Consider the following 15,372-nt stretch of genomic DNA (forward strand, 5'->3'; position numbering starts at 1 on the left):
GACGTTATTCTAACAAACCGCCTTGGTACGGATCCGTATGCCGGGTGGTGTGAGAGGACAGATAGGGAAATAATCCCTATCTTCCTACTCGATTAATTAATATTTTCTTTCCAAAGTGGATTAGGTAGTTACAAAATTTCAAAAAACTTTGTACTTTAGTCTGGAATAGATTAAAAGTATATGTTAAGAAAAACTAAATTAATGACAGCGGTGATGTTGTTTTCTACTTCTATAGCTGTTAGTCAAATGAAGGTAAGAGAGGAATTGCCTGATAAATACAAGTGGAATCTCACAGATTTGTATAGTTCTGATGAAGCTTGGAAACAAGAGAAGGATCGTATTCAGACTGAAATGCAGAAAGCTGCGCAGTTCAAGGGCAAACTTACTCAATCGGCTTCGTCCTTATTGGAAGCCTTGCGGTTTAATACCAAGATTGCTAAAGATATGGTGCGTTTATCTTCTTACGCATCTATGAAATCCGATCAGGATACCAGAGTGACTAAATACGCGGGAATGAAGCAAGAATTGTCGCAATTATTTTCGCAGTATGGGGCTTTGACATCTTTTATGGTACCTGAGCTTTTGACATTCAATGATGAGCAATTGAAGTCTTTTATTCAGCAAGAGAAAGGCCTGGAGACCTACAGATTTTATTTATCAGATTTGTTGCGTAAGCGCGCACACAAAGGTTCGGAAGAGGTAGAAAGGACGCTGGCGTATTCATCATTGATGTCTGGGAATGCATCATCCGTGTACAACACATTTATGAATGCCGAATTTCCGTATGCTGATATTGAAATCGATGGCAAAGTAGTAAAACTTAATTCTTCCAATTTTGCATTATATAGAGCAAGTGAAAATAGAGATTTGCGCGCCAAAGTATTCGAAACCTACTTCAATAAGTTAAATCAATTTCAACGTACTTTAGGAACAACGCTTTATGGCAACTTAAATACTGCCTTGTTCTATGCGAAAGCCCGAAATTACAATAGCACATTAGAAAGCGCATTAGATGGGGGTAATATACCTACAGCGGTATATCATAATTTGGTGAAAAATGTGAACAACAATATGGAGACCTTTCATCGCTATTTGAATCTTCGTAAACGTATGATGGGTCTTGAGACACTTCACTATTATGATTTATATGCGCCATTGGTGGAGCAGGTGGACTTGTCTTATACGGTGGAAGAATCTATTGACAACATCCTTAACTCGTTGAAACCATTAGGTAAGGAATATGTGGATGTTTCTAAGAAAGCCTTTAATAAGCGCTGGATCGATATGTACCCTAATGAAGGTAAACGTTCGGGCGCATATTCTAATGGCTCAGCATATGATGTACATCCTTATATTTTGATGAATTATAATGGCAAGTACAACGACATGTCGACACTTACGCACGAATTGGGTCATACTATGCACAGTTATTTAGCCAATAAGAAACAAGATTTTGCTAATGCGAATTATTCTATTTTCGTTGCTGAAGTTGCGTCAACATTGAATGAGGAGTTGTTGAATGATTATATGTTGAAGCAAATCAAAGATGACAAAACGCGTTTAGCAATTTTGGGGAATTATTTGGAAGGAGCGAAGGGAACATTGTTCCGTCAGACTCAATTTGCAGAATTTGAACTAATGATCCATGATAAAGTGGGCAAAGGCGAGGCATTAACTGGAGAGGACTTTGATCGCATGTATTTGGAATTGACGCGTAAATATTACGGTCATGATAAGAATGTGTGTATCGTAGATGACAATGTAAAATCTGAATGGTCTTACATTCCGCATTTCTACTATAATTTCTATGTGTATCAATATGCGACTTCGTATACAGCATCTACAGCTTTGTCAGAAAAAGTATTGAATGGCACGGATGAAGATCGTAAGAAATATCTTAATTTTTTAGCGGCAGGTGGTTCAAAATACCCAGTAGAGCTTCTTGAAGATGCGGGTGTAAACATGAACTCTTCCGAACCGTTTGATCTGACTATTGCAAAGGTTAATAAAGTTATCACTGAAATGGAAGCTATTCTTACACGATTAGGAAAGTAAGTTTTAGCGTATAATTAATAGGAATGCCGTAGTAATACGGCATTTTTTGTTTCTGCTAATTTTTATATCTCTAAGAGAGGAAAGGGTTCTTTAGTTTTCGCTCCAACAGCGAAGTCTCACCTCTATGCCGGTGAGGCATAATAGTTTTTCATCAACTATTTGGTTTTCTAGTATCCGCCCCACGAACTACAGGTCAGCTAATTTTTTAAAGTTTTGAGGATATAGCTCTTTAAGATTTTTGTGGTTTATGGACATAATATTTCCCAGCGTATGTTTTAACCACTGAAATGGGTTTACCTCATGCTTTTTGCAGATTGCAAAAAAAGAGTATATCATTGCTGCACGCTGTGCTGCTTCATGGCTTCCTGCAAAAAGGTAGTTCTTCCTTCCGAGGGCTACAGGTCTGATTGCATTTTCGACAAGATTATTGTCGATTTCGAGTTTTCCATCGTATAAATAAGCTGATAGCGCATCCCATCTGGCGTATGCATACGCCATTGCTTTTCCGATCTGGCTCTTAGGGAGTGTATTTTTTATTTCCTCAAACATCCATTTGCCAAGCTCGTTGATAACGGGCAGTGATTCGGCTAGACGGCGTTCTTTGGTCTGTTTAACGTCCAACTCACCATCTTTGATCTGACGTTCAACGTCATAAAGTTTTTGGATCATTAGCAATGCTTTTTCCGCTCTCTGCTTATCATTATCCAATGCTTTTTCAAACTCACGACGTGCGTGCGCCCAACAGGCCAAGTGCGTCACTTCTTTCTTTTTGCCGTACTTTTCGTATACGCCATACCCATCTGTCTGAAGATAACCTTTAAAGTTCCCGAGCATGGGCACAGCCGCAATACCACCACGGCTAGGACTATAATCAAACAGCACGATACCCTCCAATGGAGCGTGATAGACCCAATAATAACCTTGATGGGTAGCACCTTTTTTTTCGCTATCCAGTACTTTTATTGGTGTCTCATCAACCTGTAAATACCCCTGTGTTTTGGTGTCGAAGATAAGCTGCTCATAGAGTGGTTCCAGCTTTTCTAGCGCTTGTTTGGTCCATCCTTCGATCGTTGAGGAGGCTATTTGTATGTTTTCCCTTGCAAAGATCTGTTTCTGTCGGTATAGTGGGAGATGATCCATGTATTTAGCGGTCAGAATCATCGCTAACAGGCTCGCCCCAGGGATTCCTTTGTCGATTACACGCTCAGGAAGCTCGGCAATTGCTACGGCAGATTTATCTTTGGCAGCATATTTATAACGGATGTAACGTTTGATATAGAATTTAGCAGGCTCGCATTCTAATTCTTCCGTAATTTCTTTACCGATACAGACCATTTGGGATAGATCACCTTCGGGATGGATTTCAATCTCTTCCACAGGAAGGTGTGCAGGCAATTTCGCACGTCCTTTATGGTTAGGACGTTTACGTACATACTCGATTTTTTCTTTGATTTCTCCCTGTTGCTGCTCTACTTCAGCAGACTCCGTATTAAAAGGAAGCATAGTCTGATCAGGATCGCCTTCAAAGCGCTCACGCTTCTGTCCGAACTGCATACGCTTGTACATGGCGAGTTGGGACTCTAGGTAATCTATCTTTTCATCACGGCTGAAAATGACCTTGAGAAGGTCCTCTTTAGAGAGATTTTCCAGAGCTTGTTCCATAGTGTAAATATACGGAAAAAGCGGCTTTTATCCTACAATAAACCGCTTTTAAGTCAAAGAAGAACGTCTTTTTTGAATGCTTTTTACAACCTGTATGCCTTCAACCATCAGTACCAGATCACTCCAGGACAACTCGTTGTTTTTTGTGTGTGGCGCCAGAAAAGTTCCGCTTTCCAAACGTTTGTAATACAACACAAAGCCACCCTTCTCCCAATGCAACAGCTTCACGTGCGTACGGCTACGGTTTAGGAACACGAACACCTCTCCACTAGTAGCCTGCCGTTGCATCCCTGAACTGATCAGTCCACAAAGTCCATCAAAAGACTTCCTCATGTCGCAAAAACCATCATACAGATAAAATCTATGTGATGAGCCTAGAGCAAACATCAGTACAAACGAATCAATTGAGAGAGAAGCCCAAGGTCGTTTTCTACCTTAATACGTACACCATTGGGATAGATAATTTCAATAGCACTGTTTTTACTGGCTTTATCGATACTTAAAAAGCCAACAGCGGACTTATCACTTTCTTTAATTCGGGAAATCCAATAATAAAACTTGGCCTCATTGATCCCCTTTTCAAAACAGTATGCCTTCTTACTTTTTCCGCTCTGCTGCCAGTCTGCTATCATCGATAGCATATATTCTCTTTTTTCTTGTATGCTCATGCAACAAAGATCGAAACTAGATAACCCTTATAAAACATGTACTTGGTCGGACGGATACGTTTTCTATGGCATTCAAGAGACCTCTTTGAAGGTTTTTTCTTGATAAAAAAGTATTCAAAAAATCAAGACTGCATTCTTTTATGCTATTCTTTCTTTCAAATCCTAAACAAAATTAAACTCGCTACGCTCAAACAAAATTTTGTTTTTCACGGATTTGATTCAAAAGAATCACGCAGTCAGAATGCGAGGTCGATATTATGGCTAGTGCAAGAAACATTGGAATTGTGGAGCAAGCCTTTCTATACCGAAAATGTCGCCTAACAAAATTTCACGGAAATGTAGGAATAGGAATCCGTAGTTGTGAAATTTTTCAGCGACACGGTTTTGCTTTCTTTTGCCAAGACAAAAGAAAGATACCAGTCCGGCATAGAGGACAAATAGAAAGCAATATCCTGGTCTTAAGGACAATGTTTTGTGGCTGTGAGAAGGTGTGATTATTTATGAGACTATTAATGCAAGAGATGAGAATAGAAGAGGTATAGTATAAAACAAAAAAGCTCGACAAACTGTCGAGCTTTTGGTACCTAGGGCGGGAATCGAACCCGCACTCCTTTAACAGGAACAGGATTTTAAGTCCTGCGTGTCTACCAGTTCCACCACCTAGGCGACTCTGGAGCGAAAAACGAGATTCGAACTCGCGACCCCAACCTTGGCAAGGTTGTGCTCTACCAGCTGAGCTATTTTCGCTTATTGAAGTCTTTCAAGTTGTCTGGACATCGCGTCCTTCCGATTTGATGATGCAAATATAGAGGTATAATCCATTTCTGCAAAATGTTTTTGAAATAAAATATAGCTTTTAAAGCTTTATAACCTCATATGTTTGATAATCAGTATGAATAATTTTTAAAAAAATAGCCTACTTTTCTGTAGAAGCAGGCTGGGTAGGGTTATGCACTTAATCCGGCCCTTTTTAGCAGGGCGTCGACTTGCGGTTCTTGACCGCGGAATTGTTTATACAGTTGCATAGGATGTATAGTACCACCTTTAGAAAGGATATTATCTCGGAATTTGGTGGCAATTTCTTTGTTGAATATTCCATTTTCTTTGAAATATTCAAAGGCATCGGCGTCTAGAACTTCAGCCCACTTATAGCTGTAGTACCCCGAAGAGTAACCTCCATTGAAAATATGGGAAAAGGAAGGACTCATGGCATTATCTTCTACATCTGGGTACAATTGTGTAGCCTCAAACTGTGCTTTTTCAAACGTTTTGACCGAAGCAATAGATGAAGGATCTTGGCCATGCCATCCCATATCCAACAATCCAAAGCTTAATTGTCGTAGCGTAGCCATTCCTTCCAAAAATGTTGCTGATTCTTTAATTTTCTCTACCAACTCCATTGGGATTAATTCACCAGTTTGGTAGTGCATAGCGAAAAGCGCTAGGGCTTCTTTTTCATAACACCAATTTTCCATAATCTGACTAGGTAGCTCTACGAAGTCCCAGAACACCGATGTCCCTGAAAGGTTAGGGTAGGTGGTATTGGCAAGCATTCCGTGTAGAGCGTGACCAAACTCATGGAATAGGGTAGTGACTTCATTGAATGTCAATAGCGCTGGTTTGGTTTCTGTTGCTGGCGTGAAGTTGCATACAATGGATACGTGAGGGCGTTCATTCACATTATCTTTGATATATTGTGGTTTGAAAGAAGTCATCCATGCACCTTGACGTTTTCCTTTGCGCGGAAAAAAATCCGCATAAAAGATTGCAATCAAATTCTCTTTTTCGTCTTTGACTTCGAATGTTTGAACTTCTGGGTGGTATTTATCAATGTTTTGAACTTCTGTAAATGTGAGGCCAAAAAGCTTATTGGCAACAGCAAAGGCACCATTTAGCACGTTTTCGAGCTTAAAATAAGGTTTTAGTAATTCATCATCCAGCTGAAACCGTTCTTGCTTTAGTTTCTCTGCATAATAAGCACCGTCCCATTTTTCCAATTGCGTAATACCATCTTTTTGCTTCGCAAATTCGGTTAAATCCTCAAATTCTCTTTCTGCCGCAGGTTTAGCCTTTGCCAATAGATCGTTTAAAAACGCATTCACATTGGTAGGTGATTCTGCCATACGTTCGGCTAGCACAAAATCCGCATGCGTGGCATATCCTAATAGCTGGGCACGCTCAAAACGCAGTTGAGCAATTTCCATCACATTAGCTTCATTGTTGTTGTCATTCTGTTGGAATCCTTTACGACCGGCTGCCAAAGCAATTTCTTTCCGCAAGGATCGATTGTCTGCGTAGGTAACAAAAGGAATGTAGCTCGGGTAATCCAATGTAAATATCCAACCATCTTTTCCTACGGATTTGGCCAATGCGGCTGCCGCTTCTATCACGCCTTCAGGTAAACCTTTTAAGTCATCCGCGTTGGTAAGGTGCAATTGATAAGCATTCGAATCCGCGAGTACATTCTCACCAAACTTCAGTTTCAGAACAGATAATTTCGCATCAATGTCGCGAAGTTTTGATTTTTTATCATCATCCAAAAGAGCACCATTACGCGCAAAGTCTTTGAATGATTTATTGAGTAAAGTTTCTTGTTCCGGAGTTAAATTTAAGCTTTCCTTTTGTTCATATACGGTTTTTACGCGCACAAAAAGGTCCAGATTCAACGTAATATCATTACCCAAAGCCGATAATTTCGGCGCAACTTCCTGTGCTATTTTTTCCATCTCATCATTCGTGTTAGCCGAGTGTAAGTTGAAAAAAATATTGCTTATACGATCCAATGTCTGACCGGAGTAAGCAAGCGCTTCGATGGTGTTTTGGAAAGTTGGAGGCTCGGGATTATTCGCGATATCCTCAATTTCCTTTTTGGTAAGTGCTATAGCTTCCTCAAATGCCGGAAGATAATGCTTTTCGCTGATCTGCGAAAAGGGGGCTGTATCATGTGGGGTATTAAATTTTTCTGTTAAAATTGCCATAGCGATAAAACTAGAAATATTTTGTGAAATATTAATCACTTTTTGGTCAAAGACGATATGTCGCATCGATTTTACCGCGACGAATACTCATTTATGACATAGTTTTATGAATATTTTGACCGATAAATACAATCTTATTGGTAACTTATGACCACAGATAACTGTTTTCTTTTTAACATTTATTATCATTATTGCATATGGAAGCATTGTACGGAACATGGCCATGGTATGTAGGAGGACCTTTGGTTGCCTTTATCATGTTGCTACTTATTAAGCTGGGGAAATCCTTTGGTTTTTCATCCAATTTTCGGACTATGTGTTCGGCTTTGGGCGCTGGCAAACATTGTGATTTTTTTGATTTCGATTGGAAATCACAACGCTGGAATCTGTTGTTTCTCTTTGGGTCGATGATTGGGGGATTTGTTGGAGCGCATCTACTGAGCGAGCACCAGGCACCACCGATCTCAGCGGATACGATCAGCACACTCAAATCCTATGGATTCGAAAGTGCAGGAACCACTTATTTACCGCCGGAGCTGTTCTTTAACCTCGACGCCAAAAATCTTATCCTTCTTTTTGTAGGAGGAATTTTGGTTGGATTTGGCACTCGTTATGCCGGTGGCTGTACTTCAGGGCATGCTATTTCGGGATTAAGTAATTTGCAATGGCCTTCGCTCGTAGCTGTTATTGGATTTTTTATTGGTGGATTATTAATGGTTCATGTTTTGTTTCCTTACATATTTTAGACGATGAGAAATTTTGTATTTGTATTATTAGGAATAGCGTTTGGAATCGTGATGTATAAGGCCGAAGCGGCATCATGGTTCAGAATTTTTGAGATGTTTAGTTTCCAATCCTTTCATATGTATGGATTTATCGGTTCTGCTTTGGTGGTTGGCGTTTTGGGAATTCAATATTTAAAGCGAAGCCAAGCCAAAGATGTGGACGGGCAGCCTATTCGTATAGAACCTAAAGCACAGTCCATTTTGCGTTATGCCATTGGAGGTACATTCTTTGGTATGGGATGGGCATTGGTAGGAGCGTGTCCAGGACCCATATTTGTGTTATTAGGTTCGGGCGTGTTTTCTATAATTATAGTCATTTTAGGTGCTTTATTAGGCACTTACGTCTATGGACTACTTCGTAAATATTTGCCACACTAATTAATAAACAATGATCATATTAGGACTGCTTTTAGCCGTTTTTGTTGGTATCACCCTAGGTCTGGTAGGCAGTGGAGGGTCAATTTTGACAGTGCCGATATTCGTTTACATCTTTGGCGTCAATCCTGTGTTGGCGACCGCCTATTCGCTCTTTGCGATTGGGTCGACATCTATTATAGGCGGGGTCAAGGGATTGGTGCAGGGCGATGTGGATATAGATAAACTGCTAAAGTTTGGTATACCTTCTATGATTTCAGTTTTTGTGACTCGTAAGTATATTGTACCTCTGATTCCGGATGAATTTCATATAGGGACGTATGTGGTAGCGCAAGAAACCGTTCTTATGGTTTGTTTTGCAATCTTAATGTTGTTTGCTGCTTTTGCGATGATGCACGAAATTAAGGTTCCTAAGCAGCATTTTTCTTTTATCAGTGTTGTTACCAAAGGTGTGCTAGTGGGCAGTGTCACCGGAATAGTAGGTGCCGGAGGGGGATTTTTGATTATTCCAGCGCTAACAAATTTCTTTCATCTCAGCATGAAGAAAGCTGTTTCTACATCTCTCGTGCTCATAGCTATTAATTCGATGTTAGGATTGTTGGGCGATTGGAGAAGAATCAATCTTTTTGATTGGAATTTGCTACTCATGTACACCGGACTTACCGTAGTCGGGATATTCATCGGATTCTATTTCAGCAACAAAATAGACGGTCCGAGTTTGAAGAAGCTATTTTCGTACGGAATACTTATTGTTGCAGCATTGGTATTAATGGAAGAATTAGGTTTATTTTAAATAAATAGAAGGAGATTAACTATGTTTTTCGAACAAATATATGATAAGACATTGGCACAGGCGAGCTATATGATAGGTTGTCAAGTGACGAAAGAAGCGATTGTAATTGATCCTAAGCGCGATGTAGACACGTATTTAGCGCTTGCTGAAGCAAACAATCTTGAAATCACTCACGTGGCAGAAACACATATACATGCAGATTTTTTGTCGGGTAGTAGAGAGTTGGTCGAACTGACTGGTGCTAAATTATTTTTATCGGATGAGGGAGGCACAGACTGGCAATACGAATTCCCACATATAGGAATGAGACACGGAGATATCATCCGGGTGGGCAATTTGTCGTTTGAAAGCATACATACGCCAGGTCATACGCCAGAAAGTTTGTCTTTTTTGCTCACTGATCATCCTGCGACAGATCTTCCGGTAATGCTTTTTACGGGAGACTTTCTATTTGTAGGTGATGTTGGACGTCCCGATTTGTTGGAAGAAGCCGTCGGCATCGCTGGTTCTAAAGAAATAGGCGCCAAACAATTATTTGACTCTCTTCAGCAATTCAAATCGTTGCCAGATTACATTCAGGTATGGCCTGGGCATGGTGCAGGTTCAGCCTGCGGAAAAGCATTAGGTGCAGTCCCTAATTCGACAGTAGGTTATGAGAAAATCAGAAATTGGGCCTTGCAGCACGAAGATTTTGAGACCTTTAAAAACGAATTATTCCATGATCAGCCCGAAGCACCTTACTACTTTGGGCAGATGAAGAAACTGAACAAAATAGATCGCCCATTGCTGACTTCTGTTCCCCAACATCCCATTATAACCGTAGATGAGATACCAGAAGATTCTATAATTGTGGATACGCGAAATAAATTTGACTTCGCGAAAGGTCATATACCTACATCCATAAACATTCAGAATAACAAGAGTTTGGCAAACTGGGCAGGGTGGATGTTGCCTTATGATAAGCCTTTGGTAATCATTGCGGAATCGCCATTGCATGAGGAAATTACACGTAAGCTCATGCGTATTGGAATGGACAACATCGAAGCTTTTATGCTAAAAGTTGAAGGAGAGTTAGTCGAAGGAGAAATCGTAAATGCCGAGGAGGTTGCTCAGCAGATAAAAGATGAAAACACAACTTTGCTAGACGTGAGAAGTGCTGTCGAATATCGAAAAGGACATATACCCGGGGCTAAACATCATTTCGTTGGGAAACTAGCAAAGCAATTGCCAGCAGTAGACAAAGATCGTCCTATCATCATACAATGTCAGGCAGGGGATAGAGCTACGATTGCCTCATCGTATTTGATGCGTCATGGATATAAAGATGTCAAAACCTATATAGGAAGCATGCAAGATTGGCTGGCTAAGAAATATCCTGTAGCTACTTAATTTATTTTATTAGGAAGTATGACAGAATCTGTTCGTTCTCAAATCAGGATATACGGATAATTCTATTTTAAATCTTCCTATATTTATTTCAAATTTGCAGCATGAAGATAACGCTATTATGCATTGGAAAGACAGATGATAAATTTATTCAGGAAGGAATTGATAAATACCTCAAACGACTCAAGCATTATATAACTTTTCAGATAGTGGTAATTCCGGACATTAAAAATGTGAAGAACCTTTCGGAGTCCCAACAAAAGGAGAAAGAAGCTGAAGCCTTCAAAAAGCATATAAGTACTTTGGATCATGTAGTCTTGTTGGATGAGCGAGGAAAAGAATACCGCTCTTTAGAATTTTCTTCTTTTATCGAGAAAAAAATGGTAGCAGGAGTGCAGCATGTAGTGTTTTTGATTGGTGGGCCCTATGGCTTCTCTGATGAAATCAAACAACGTGCTAATTCATTTGTTTCATTATCAAAGATGACATTCTCACATCAGATGGTCCGTCTTTTCTTTGTAGAGCAAATATATAGAGCTTTTACGATAATGAAAGGGGAACCCTATCATCACGAATAGAAAAAATAAGTAATCAGCAATTAAATCAGGAGGTCAAAATGGACATGGATAAATTTAAAAGAGATTATAAATACAAGACAAATGAAGGCGGTAGAAGCTTTACGTGGCTTATTATAGCAGGTGCTGCTATTATCATTTTATTAGCATTTTTCATGCGTTAAAAAATAATTAAGGCGATATTGGGAGTATCGCCTTAAAATCACACTAACTATTTATCTCTTATGAAAAGAGAATAGGGCATCGATACATGAAATATTTCAAGGATTATCGATGATATAAATTTAGCAAAATAAGTTCTAATAAATCAAAAAATTATATAAAAAAATAATATTTCCTATTATTTTACCTATTTATTAAATTTTTAAATATTTCGAAAGCTCTTTTGTCCGTTTTGAAGGTAAGGTCGTTAACCTGTAGTTTATCAGCATCCACCAAACGAAAAACTTCTAGCTTATCTGCGATAATGGTATCGTCAAAATCAAAAGGTCTATGCTTCAAATCTATTCTAAGTTCCTCTAAGGGTTGTACTTCATAATAAATAGAAATGATCTGGCTATTGTTAAAACTTGATTTTTCATAGAAATCAGTCGTATAAATATGCCTTACTACCTCTATTTTTAAGTCGCACTCTTCGACAAACTCCCTTTTGAGCGCATCGATCAATCCTTCTCCATATTCTAATCCTCCACCCGGAAACTTAGTAAAAGATACACTCTGTGTTCTCTCATCGGTGATTAGTATCTCATTATTTTCGTTTCTAAGTATTCCGTATACTCTAACATTGAATGGAAACATCTCCTTTTTTGCTTTTCTATTTGGTAAAACTTTTCCTCGCTGCGCAATTCATGGAAATCGACAGCGTAAGGAAACAACTCCCTAATCTTTTGCGAATGCTAATATACGCGTATTAAATCTCTACAAATCCATTGGCTACGGCACTCTCCTCGACAAATAGCACCGAATAATGCTTGGGCAACAACCAGCCTAATGTCGTGGAAATCTGTTCAAAAGTTTTTTCATTGCCAAGCTGAGGAGGCGTAAAATTGAATACCAAATCTTGTTTTACTTCTTGCTCATCCTTATAGTTGCGGGCAATCATCATCGCTTTAGGCTTTTCGATGCCCATATGTTTTAAGAATTCACGCAGTTGGTTTCTTAAGTATTTCGGTAGAATATTATCGGATGGTGCTCCAACCAAAATTTGTTCATCTTGACTGATAATAATTTGTTCTTTATTATTCGAAAAAATACTATCATCCGTATAGAAAGAATCTGTCAGTTCGTAATTTACGATATCACCGTATGAGAATACCCAATCCGGTCTTTGATTCTGCGGATTAATTACGACACCAAATCCCTGCATCAATAGAGTAGGTAACTGCTTACTGATCACAAAAGCTTGAAAGCTCTCGTCCGCTTGCACATTTTGTAATTGAATATAAGGAAAGCCATCACTCGCCATGACCACTTCTGGGCTCCCTAATTTTAAATTGGCTTGATCTACTGCTGCCAAAAAACTGTCTACCCAAGATTGGTCTCGTTCTTCAAAAGGTACTTCTAATAATGAATTAAGTATCACCGTCTTTTCCAAATCTCCTAATCCCACTTCGGGATTAATATCTTTATCTGTTGCGCTCATATTCTGATTTAATTCTCTAAGTTGTGGTTAAAAGTACATATTTCTTGCCTATAATTTAGGAGTAATATTAAATTATTGGTTATATTGTGAAGAGTTAAATTGTTACTTTTGTTGAATAAGAATATAAGTTAATGATAGATTCGAAACTGAATGCACCGATGAATATTGCAACTTCAAAATTGAGTTATGATGATTTCCGAGAAATCATTCTTAAGGATTATGAGGCTGCTGTTCAGAGTAGATATGTAAGTTTATTGGGAAGGAAAGAGGTTCTAACAGGTAAGGCTAAATTTGGTATTTTTGGGGATGGTAAAGAGGTCGCGCAAATTGCCTTAGCAAAAGTATTCGAAGAAGGGGATTGGCGATCAGGCTATTACCGGGATCAGACCTTAGCCTTCGCTACAGGGATAAGTAGTATATATCATTTTTTCTCTCAGTTGTACGCAAACCCAAGTTTGGAGGCCGACACTTCGTCTGCAGGCAGACAGATGGTGGCACATTTTTCTACTGCTTTGACCGATTCAGAAGGACGTTGGAAGAATCAATTGCAACAAAAAAACAGTTTTTCGGATATTTCTACCACAGGTGGCCAGATGGCACGCACACTTGGGTTGGGACTGGCTTCTAAAATCTACCGTAATAACAAGGATTTATCATATTTAAAATATTTTTCGGACAACGGCAATGAAGTCGTTTTCTGTAATGTGGGCAATGCCTCGACGTCTGAAGGTGTCTTTTGGGAAACCATCAATGCGGCGGGAGTGAAACAAATACCGGCTGTAATATCAATCTGGGACGATGGCTACGGGATTTCGGTGCCTAATGATGTACAAACCACCAAATCTGATATTTCTGAAGTCATTCGTGGTTTTCAGCGTGATGAAAAAAATGCAGGTTTTGAAATATTTAAGGTAAAAGGTTGGGATTATCCGGGATTGTGCGAGACCTACGCTTTGGCAGCTCGATCGGCCCGTGAAAAGCACATTCCATGCATAGTCCATGTGACCGAACTTACACAACCTCAAGGACATAGTTCTTCGGGATCGCACGAGCGCTATAAATCCAAAGAGCGCTTACAATGGGAAACAGAGTACGATTGTAATGCTAAAATGCGCCAATGGTTATTGGATGCAGGCATAGCGACAGAAGAAGAATTAAAAAATATAGAATCGGAAGCAAAGGATTATGTGCGAAGCGAACAAAAACGCGCATGGGTGGACTATAGAAAACTCCTACAGGCTGAATTGGATGAAGCTGTGGAGCAATTGACCAAGCTAAGCAATCCTATGGTCGAACTTCCTCTTAATATCCTAAAAAGTACGACTGAACCCTCGTTAAAAGAAATTTACTCAACAGTTCGTCAGGTCTTACGTGATTTGCGTTTTGATAATTCGGCGGAGAAAGCGGAATTTAATCAGTGGTATACCTCCAAGCAAGAAATCAACAAAGATCGATACAACAGTAAGCTATTTGTAGAGAATGAATATTCGCCCCTCGAAGTGGAAGCGGTAGAACCTATATACACGGAGGATTCACCGATTATAGACGGTAGAGAGGTTTTGAATGCTTGTTTTGAAGCTAATTTTCAAAATGATGACCGCCTTATCGCCTTTGGTGAAGATGTCGGAAAAATTGGTGATGTGAATCAAGGGTTTGCGGGATTACAGGAGAAATTTGGTGAGGGCCGAATTTTCGATACAGGTATCCGTGAGTCAGCGATTATCGGAAAGGGTATAGGCCTAGCTGCGCGAGGTCTGCGACCGATCGCCGAAATACAGTATTTGGATTATCTAATCTATGCACTTCCCGTGTTAAGCGACGACTTAGCTTCCCTAAGCTACCGGACGAAAGGACAGCAAAAGGCTCCTGTCATTATTCGTACACGCGGCCATCGTCTTGAAGGGATTTGGCATTCAGGTTCGCCGATGACGGTATTGTTAGGTGCATTGCGCGGGCTGCATATTTGCGTACCCCGTAATATGACCCAAGCGGCGGGAATGTACAATACTTTGATAAAAGGAGATGACCCTGCTTTGGTAGTCGAATGCCTCAATGGCTATCGTCTTAAAGAAAAAATGCCTCATAATATTGCTGAATTTACCGTTCCTATTGGTATTGCCGAAGTAATTCGTGAAGGCAGTGACATCACGGTTGTTTCGTATGGCTCGACATTAAGATTGGTACAAGAAGCAGCAATGGAATTGGATAAGTTGGGCATATCTATTGAAATCATAGATGCGCAGTGTTTGCAACCATTCGACCGCACACAAGTATGTGGAGCGTCGATGTCCAAAACAAATAGAATATTGGTAGTGGATGAAGATATGCCTGGTGGCGCATCTGCATTTATTTTGCAGCAGATTTTGGAGAATCAAAATGGCTATTATCACTTAGATAGTAAACCAAGAACATTATCCGCAAAACCTCATCGCCCGCCATATGGATCGGACGGG

General features: G+C 39.7%; 13 protein-coding genes and 2 tRNA genes. 7 read left to right on the plus strand and 8 right to left on the minus strand.

Features of this window, described 5'->3' with window-relative positions; all coding sequences use genetic code 11:
- Window positions 1-180: 180 nt before the first annotated feature.
- Complete coding sequence (pepF, locus tag EDC17_RS15345; RefSeq protein WP_132778941.1) at window positions 181-2,055, plus strand: oligoendopeptidase F; 1,875 nt, start codon at window positions 181-183, stop codon at window positions 2,053-2,055.
- Between the two features lie 186 nt (window positions 2,056-2,241).
- Here pepF and tnpC read toward each other — a convergent pair whose 3' ends face one another.
- The 6 genes from tnpC to EDC17_RS15375 all read right to left on the minus strand — a co-directional run bounded on the left by tnpC (window position 2,242) and on the right by EDC17_RS15375 (window position 7,363).
- Complete coding sequence (tnpC, locus tag EDC17_RS15350; protein ID WP_132778943.1) at window positions 2,242-3,717, minus strand: IS66 family transposase; 1,476 nt, start codon at window positions 3,715-3,717, stop codon at window positions 2,242-2,244.
- Between the two features lie 48 nt (window positions 3,718-3,765).
- Window positions 3,766-4,104, minus strand: coding sequence for an IS66 family insertion sequence element accessory protein TnpB (gene tnpB / locus EDC17_RS15355; protein WP_132778945.1), 339 nt, complete (start codon window positions 4,102-4,104; stop codon window positions 3,766-3,768).
- Entirely contained in the window at window positions 4,104-4,385 is a 282-nt protein-coding gene (tnpA, locus tag EDC17_RS15360; RefSeq protein WP_243646177.1) for an IS66 family insertion sequence element accessory protein TnpA, read from the minus strand. Before tnpA ends, tnpB begins: the two co-directional genes overlap by 1 nt.
- Window positions 4,386-4,963: 578 nt before the next feature.
- Window positions 4,964-5,051, minus strand: a tRNA-Leu gene (locus tag EDC17_RS15365).
- Between the two features lie 5 nt (window positions 5,052-5,056).
- Window positions 5,057-5,132: transfer RNA gene (locus EDC17_RS15370), tRNA-Gly, on the minus strand.
- Between the two features lie 200 nt (window positions 5,133-5,332).
- Window positions 5,333-7,363, minus strand: a complete 2,031-nt coding sequence (locus tag EDC17_RS15375; RefSeq protein ID WP_132778947.1) for a M3 family metallopeptidase — start codon at window positions 7,361-7,363, stop codon at window positions 5,333-5,335.
- Window positions 7,364-7,560: 197 nt separating this feature from the next.
- Here EDC17_RS15375 and EDC17_RS15380 point away from each other — a divergent pair, with 197 nt between their 5' ends.
- The 5 genes from EDC17_RS15380 to rlmH all read left to right on the plus strand — a co-directional run bounded on the left by EDC17_RS15380 (window position 7,561) and on the right by rlmH (window position 11,280).
- Window positions 7,561-8,109, plus strand: coding sequence for a YeeE/YedE family protein (locus EDC17_RS15380; RefSeq protein ID WP_132778949.1), 549 nt, complete (start codon window positions 7,561-7,563; stop codon window positions 8,107-8,109).
- Window positions 8,110-8,112: 3 nt separating this feature from the next.
- The gene (locus EDC17_RS15385; RefSeq protein WP_132778951.1) at window positions 8,113-8,526 is read left to right on the plus strand and encodes a DUF6691 family protein; all 414 of its coding nucleotides are present in this window, start codon (window positions 8,113-8,115) and stop codon (window positions 8,524-8,526) included.
- 10 nt (window positions 8,527-8,536) lie between these two features.
- Entirely contained in the window at window positions 8,537-9,316 is a 780-nt protein-coding gene (locus EDC17_RS15390; protein ID WP_132778953.1) for a sulfite exporter TauE/SafE family protein, read from the plus strand.
- Between the two features lie 21 nt (window positions 9,317-9,337).
- Window positions 9,338-10,705, plus strand: coding sequence for an MBL fold metallo-hydrolase (locus EDC17_RS15395; protein ID WP_132778955.1), 1,368 nt, complete (start codon window positions 9,338-9,340; stop codon window positions 10,703-10,705).
- 101 nt (window positions 10,706-10,806) lie between these two features.
- Window positions 10,807-11,280, plus strand: coding sequence for a 23S rRNA (pseudouridine(1915)-N(3))-methyltransferase RlmH (gene rlmH, locus EDC17_RS15400; RefSeq protein WP_132778957.1), 474 nt, complete (start codon window positions 10,807-10,809; stop codon window positions 11,278-11,280).
- 342 nt (window positions 11,281-11,622) lie between these two features.
- Here the strand turns inward: rlmH and EDC17_RS15405 are convergent, their stop codons facing one another.
- Window positions 11,623-12,075, minus strand: a complete 453-nt coding sequence (locus EDC17_RS15405) for an NUDIX domain-containing protein (protein ID WP_132778959.1) — start codon at window positions 12,073-12,075, stop codon at window positions 11,623-11,625.
- A gap of 112 nt (window positions 12,076-12,187) precedes the next feature.
- Entirely contained in the window at window positions 12,188-12,919 is a 732-nt protein-coding gene (locus EDC17_RS15410; protein ID WP_132778961.1) for a hypothetical protein, read from the minus strand.
- Window positions 12,920-13,050: 131 nt separating this feature from the next.
- Here EDC17_RS15410 and EDC17_RS15415 point away from each other — a divergent pair.
- A partial coding sequence (locus EDC17_RS15415) for an alpha-ketoacid dehydrogenase subunit alpha/beta (RefSeq protein ID WP_132778963.1) occupies window positions 13,051-15,372 on the plus strand: 2,322 nt, incomplete at its 3' end.

This window comes from Sphingobacterium alimentarium (assembly GCF_004342685.1).
Taxonomy (GTDB): Bacteria; Bacteroidota; Bacteroidia; order Sphingobacteriales; family Sphingobacteriaceae; genus Sphingobacterium; species Sphingobacterium alimentarium.

Bases quoted from the DNA above. Each gene is read 5' to 3' on its own strand.
- tnpA (WP_243646177.1), bottom strand. From the start codon at position 4,385: ATGAGCATACAAGAAAAAAGAGAATATATGCTATCGATGATAGCAGAC.
- EDC17_RS15410 (WP_132778961.1), bottom strand. From the start codon at position 12,919: ATGAGCGCAACAGATAAAGATATTAATCCCGAAGTGGGATTAGGAGAT.
- rlmH (WP_132778957.1), top strand. From the start codon at position 10,807: ATGAAGATAACGCTATTATGCATTGGAAAGACAGATGATAAATTTATT.
- EDC17_RS15385 (WP_132778951.1), top strand. From the start codon at position 8,113: ATGAGAAATTTTGTATTTGTATTATTAGGAATAGCGTTTGGAATCGTG.
- tnpB (WP_132778945.1), bottom strand. From the start codon at position 4,104: ATGTTTGCTCTAGGCTCATCACATAGATTTTATCTGTATGATGGTTTT.
- EDC17_RS15390 (WP_132778953.1), top strand. From the start codon at position 8,537: ATGATCATATTAGGACTGCTTTTAGCCGTTTTTGTTGGTATCACCCTA.
- EDC17_RS15375 (WP_132778947.1), bottom strand. From the start codon at position 7,363: ATGGCAATTTTAACAGAAAAATTTAATACCCCACATGATACAGCCCCC.
- EDC17_RS15380 (WP_132778949.1), top strand. From the start codon at position 7,561: ATGGAAGCATTGTACGGAACATGGCCATGGTATGTAGGAGGACCTTTG.
- EDC17_RS15395 (WP_132778955.1), top strand. From the start codon at position 9,338: ATGTTTTTCGAACAAATATATGATAAGACATTGGCACAGGCGAGCTAT.
- tnpC (WP_132778943.1), bottom strand. From the start codon at position 3,717: ATGGAACAAGCTCTGGAAAATCTCTCTAAAGAGGACCTTCTCAAGGTC.
- EDC17_RS15405 (WP_132778959.1), bottom strand. From the start codon at position 12,075: ATGTTTCCATTCAATGTTAGAGTATACGGAATACTTAGAAACGAAAAT.
- pepF (WP_132778941.1), top strand. From the start codon at position 181: ATGTTAAGAAAAACTAAATTAATGACAGCGGTGATGTTGTTTTCTACT.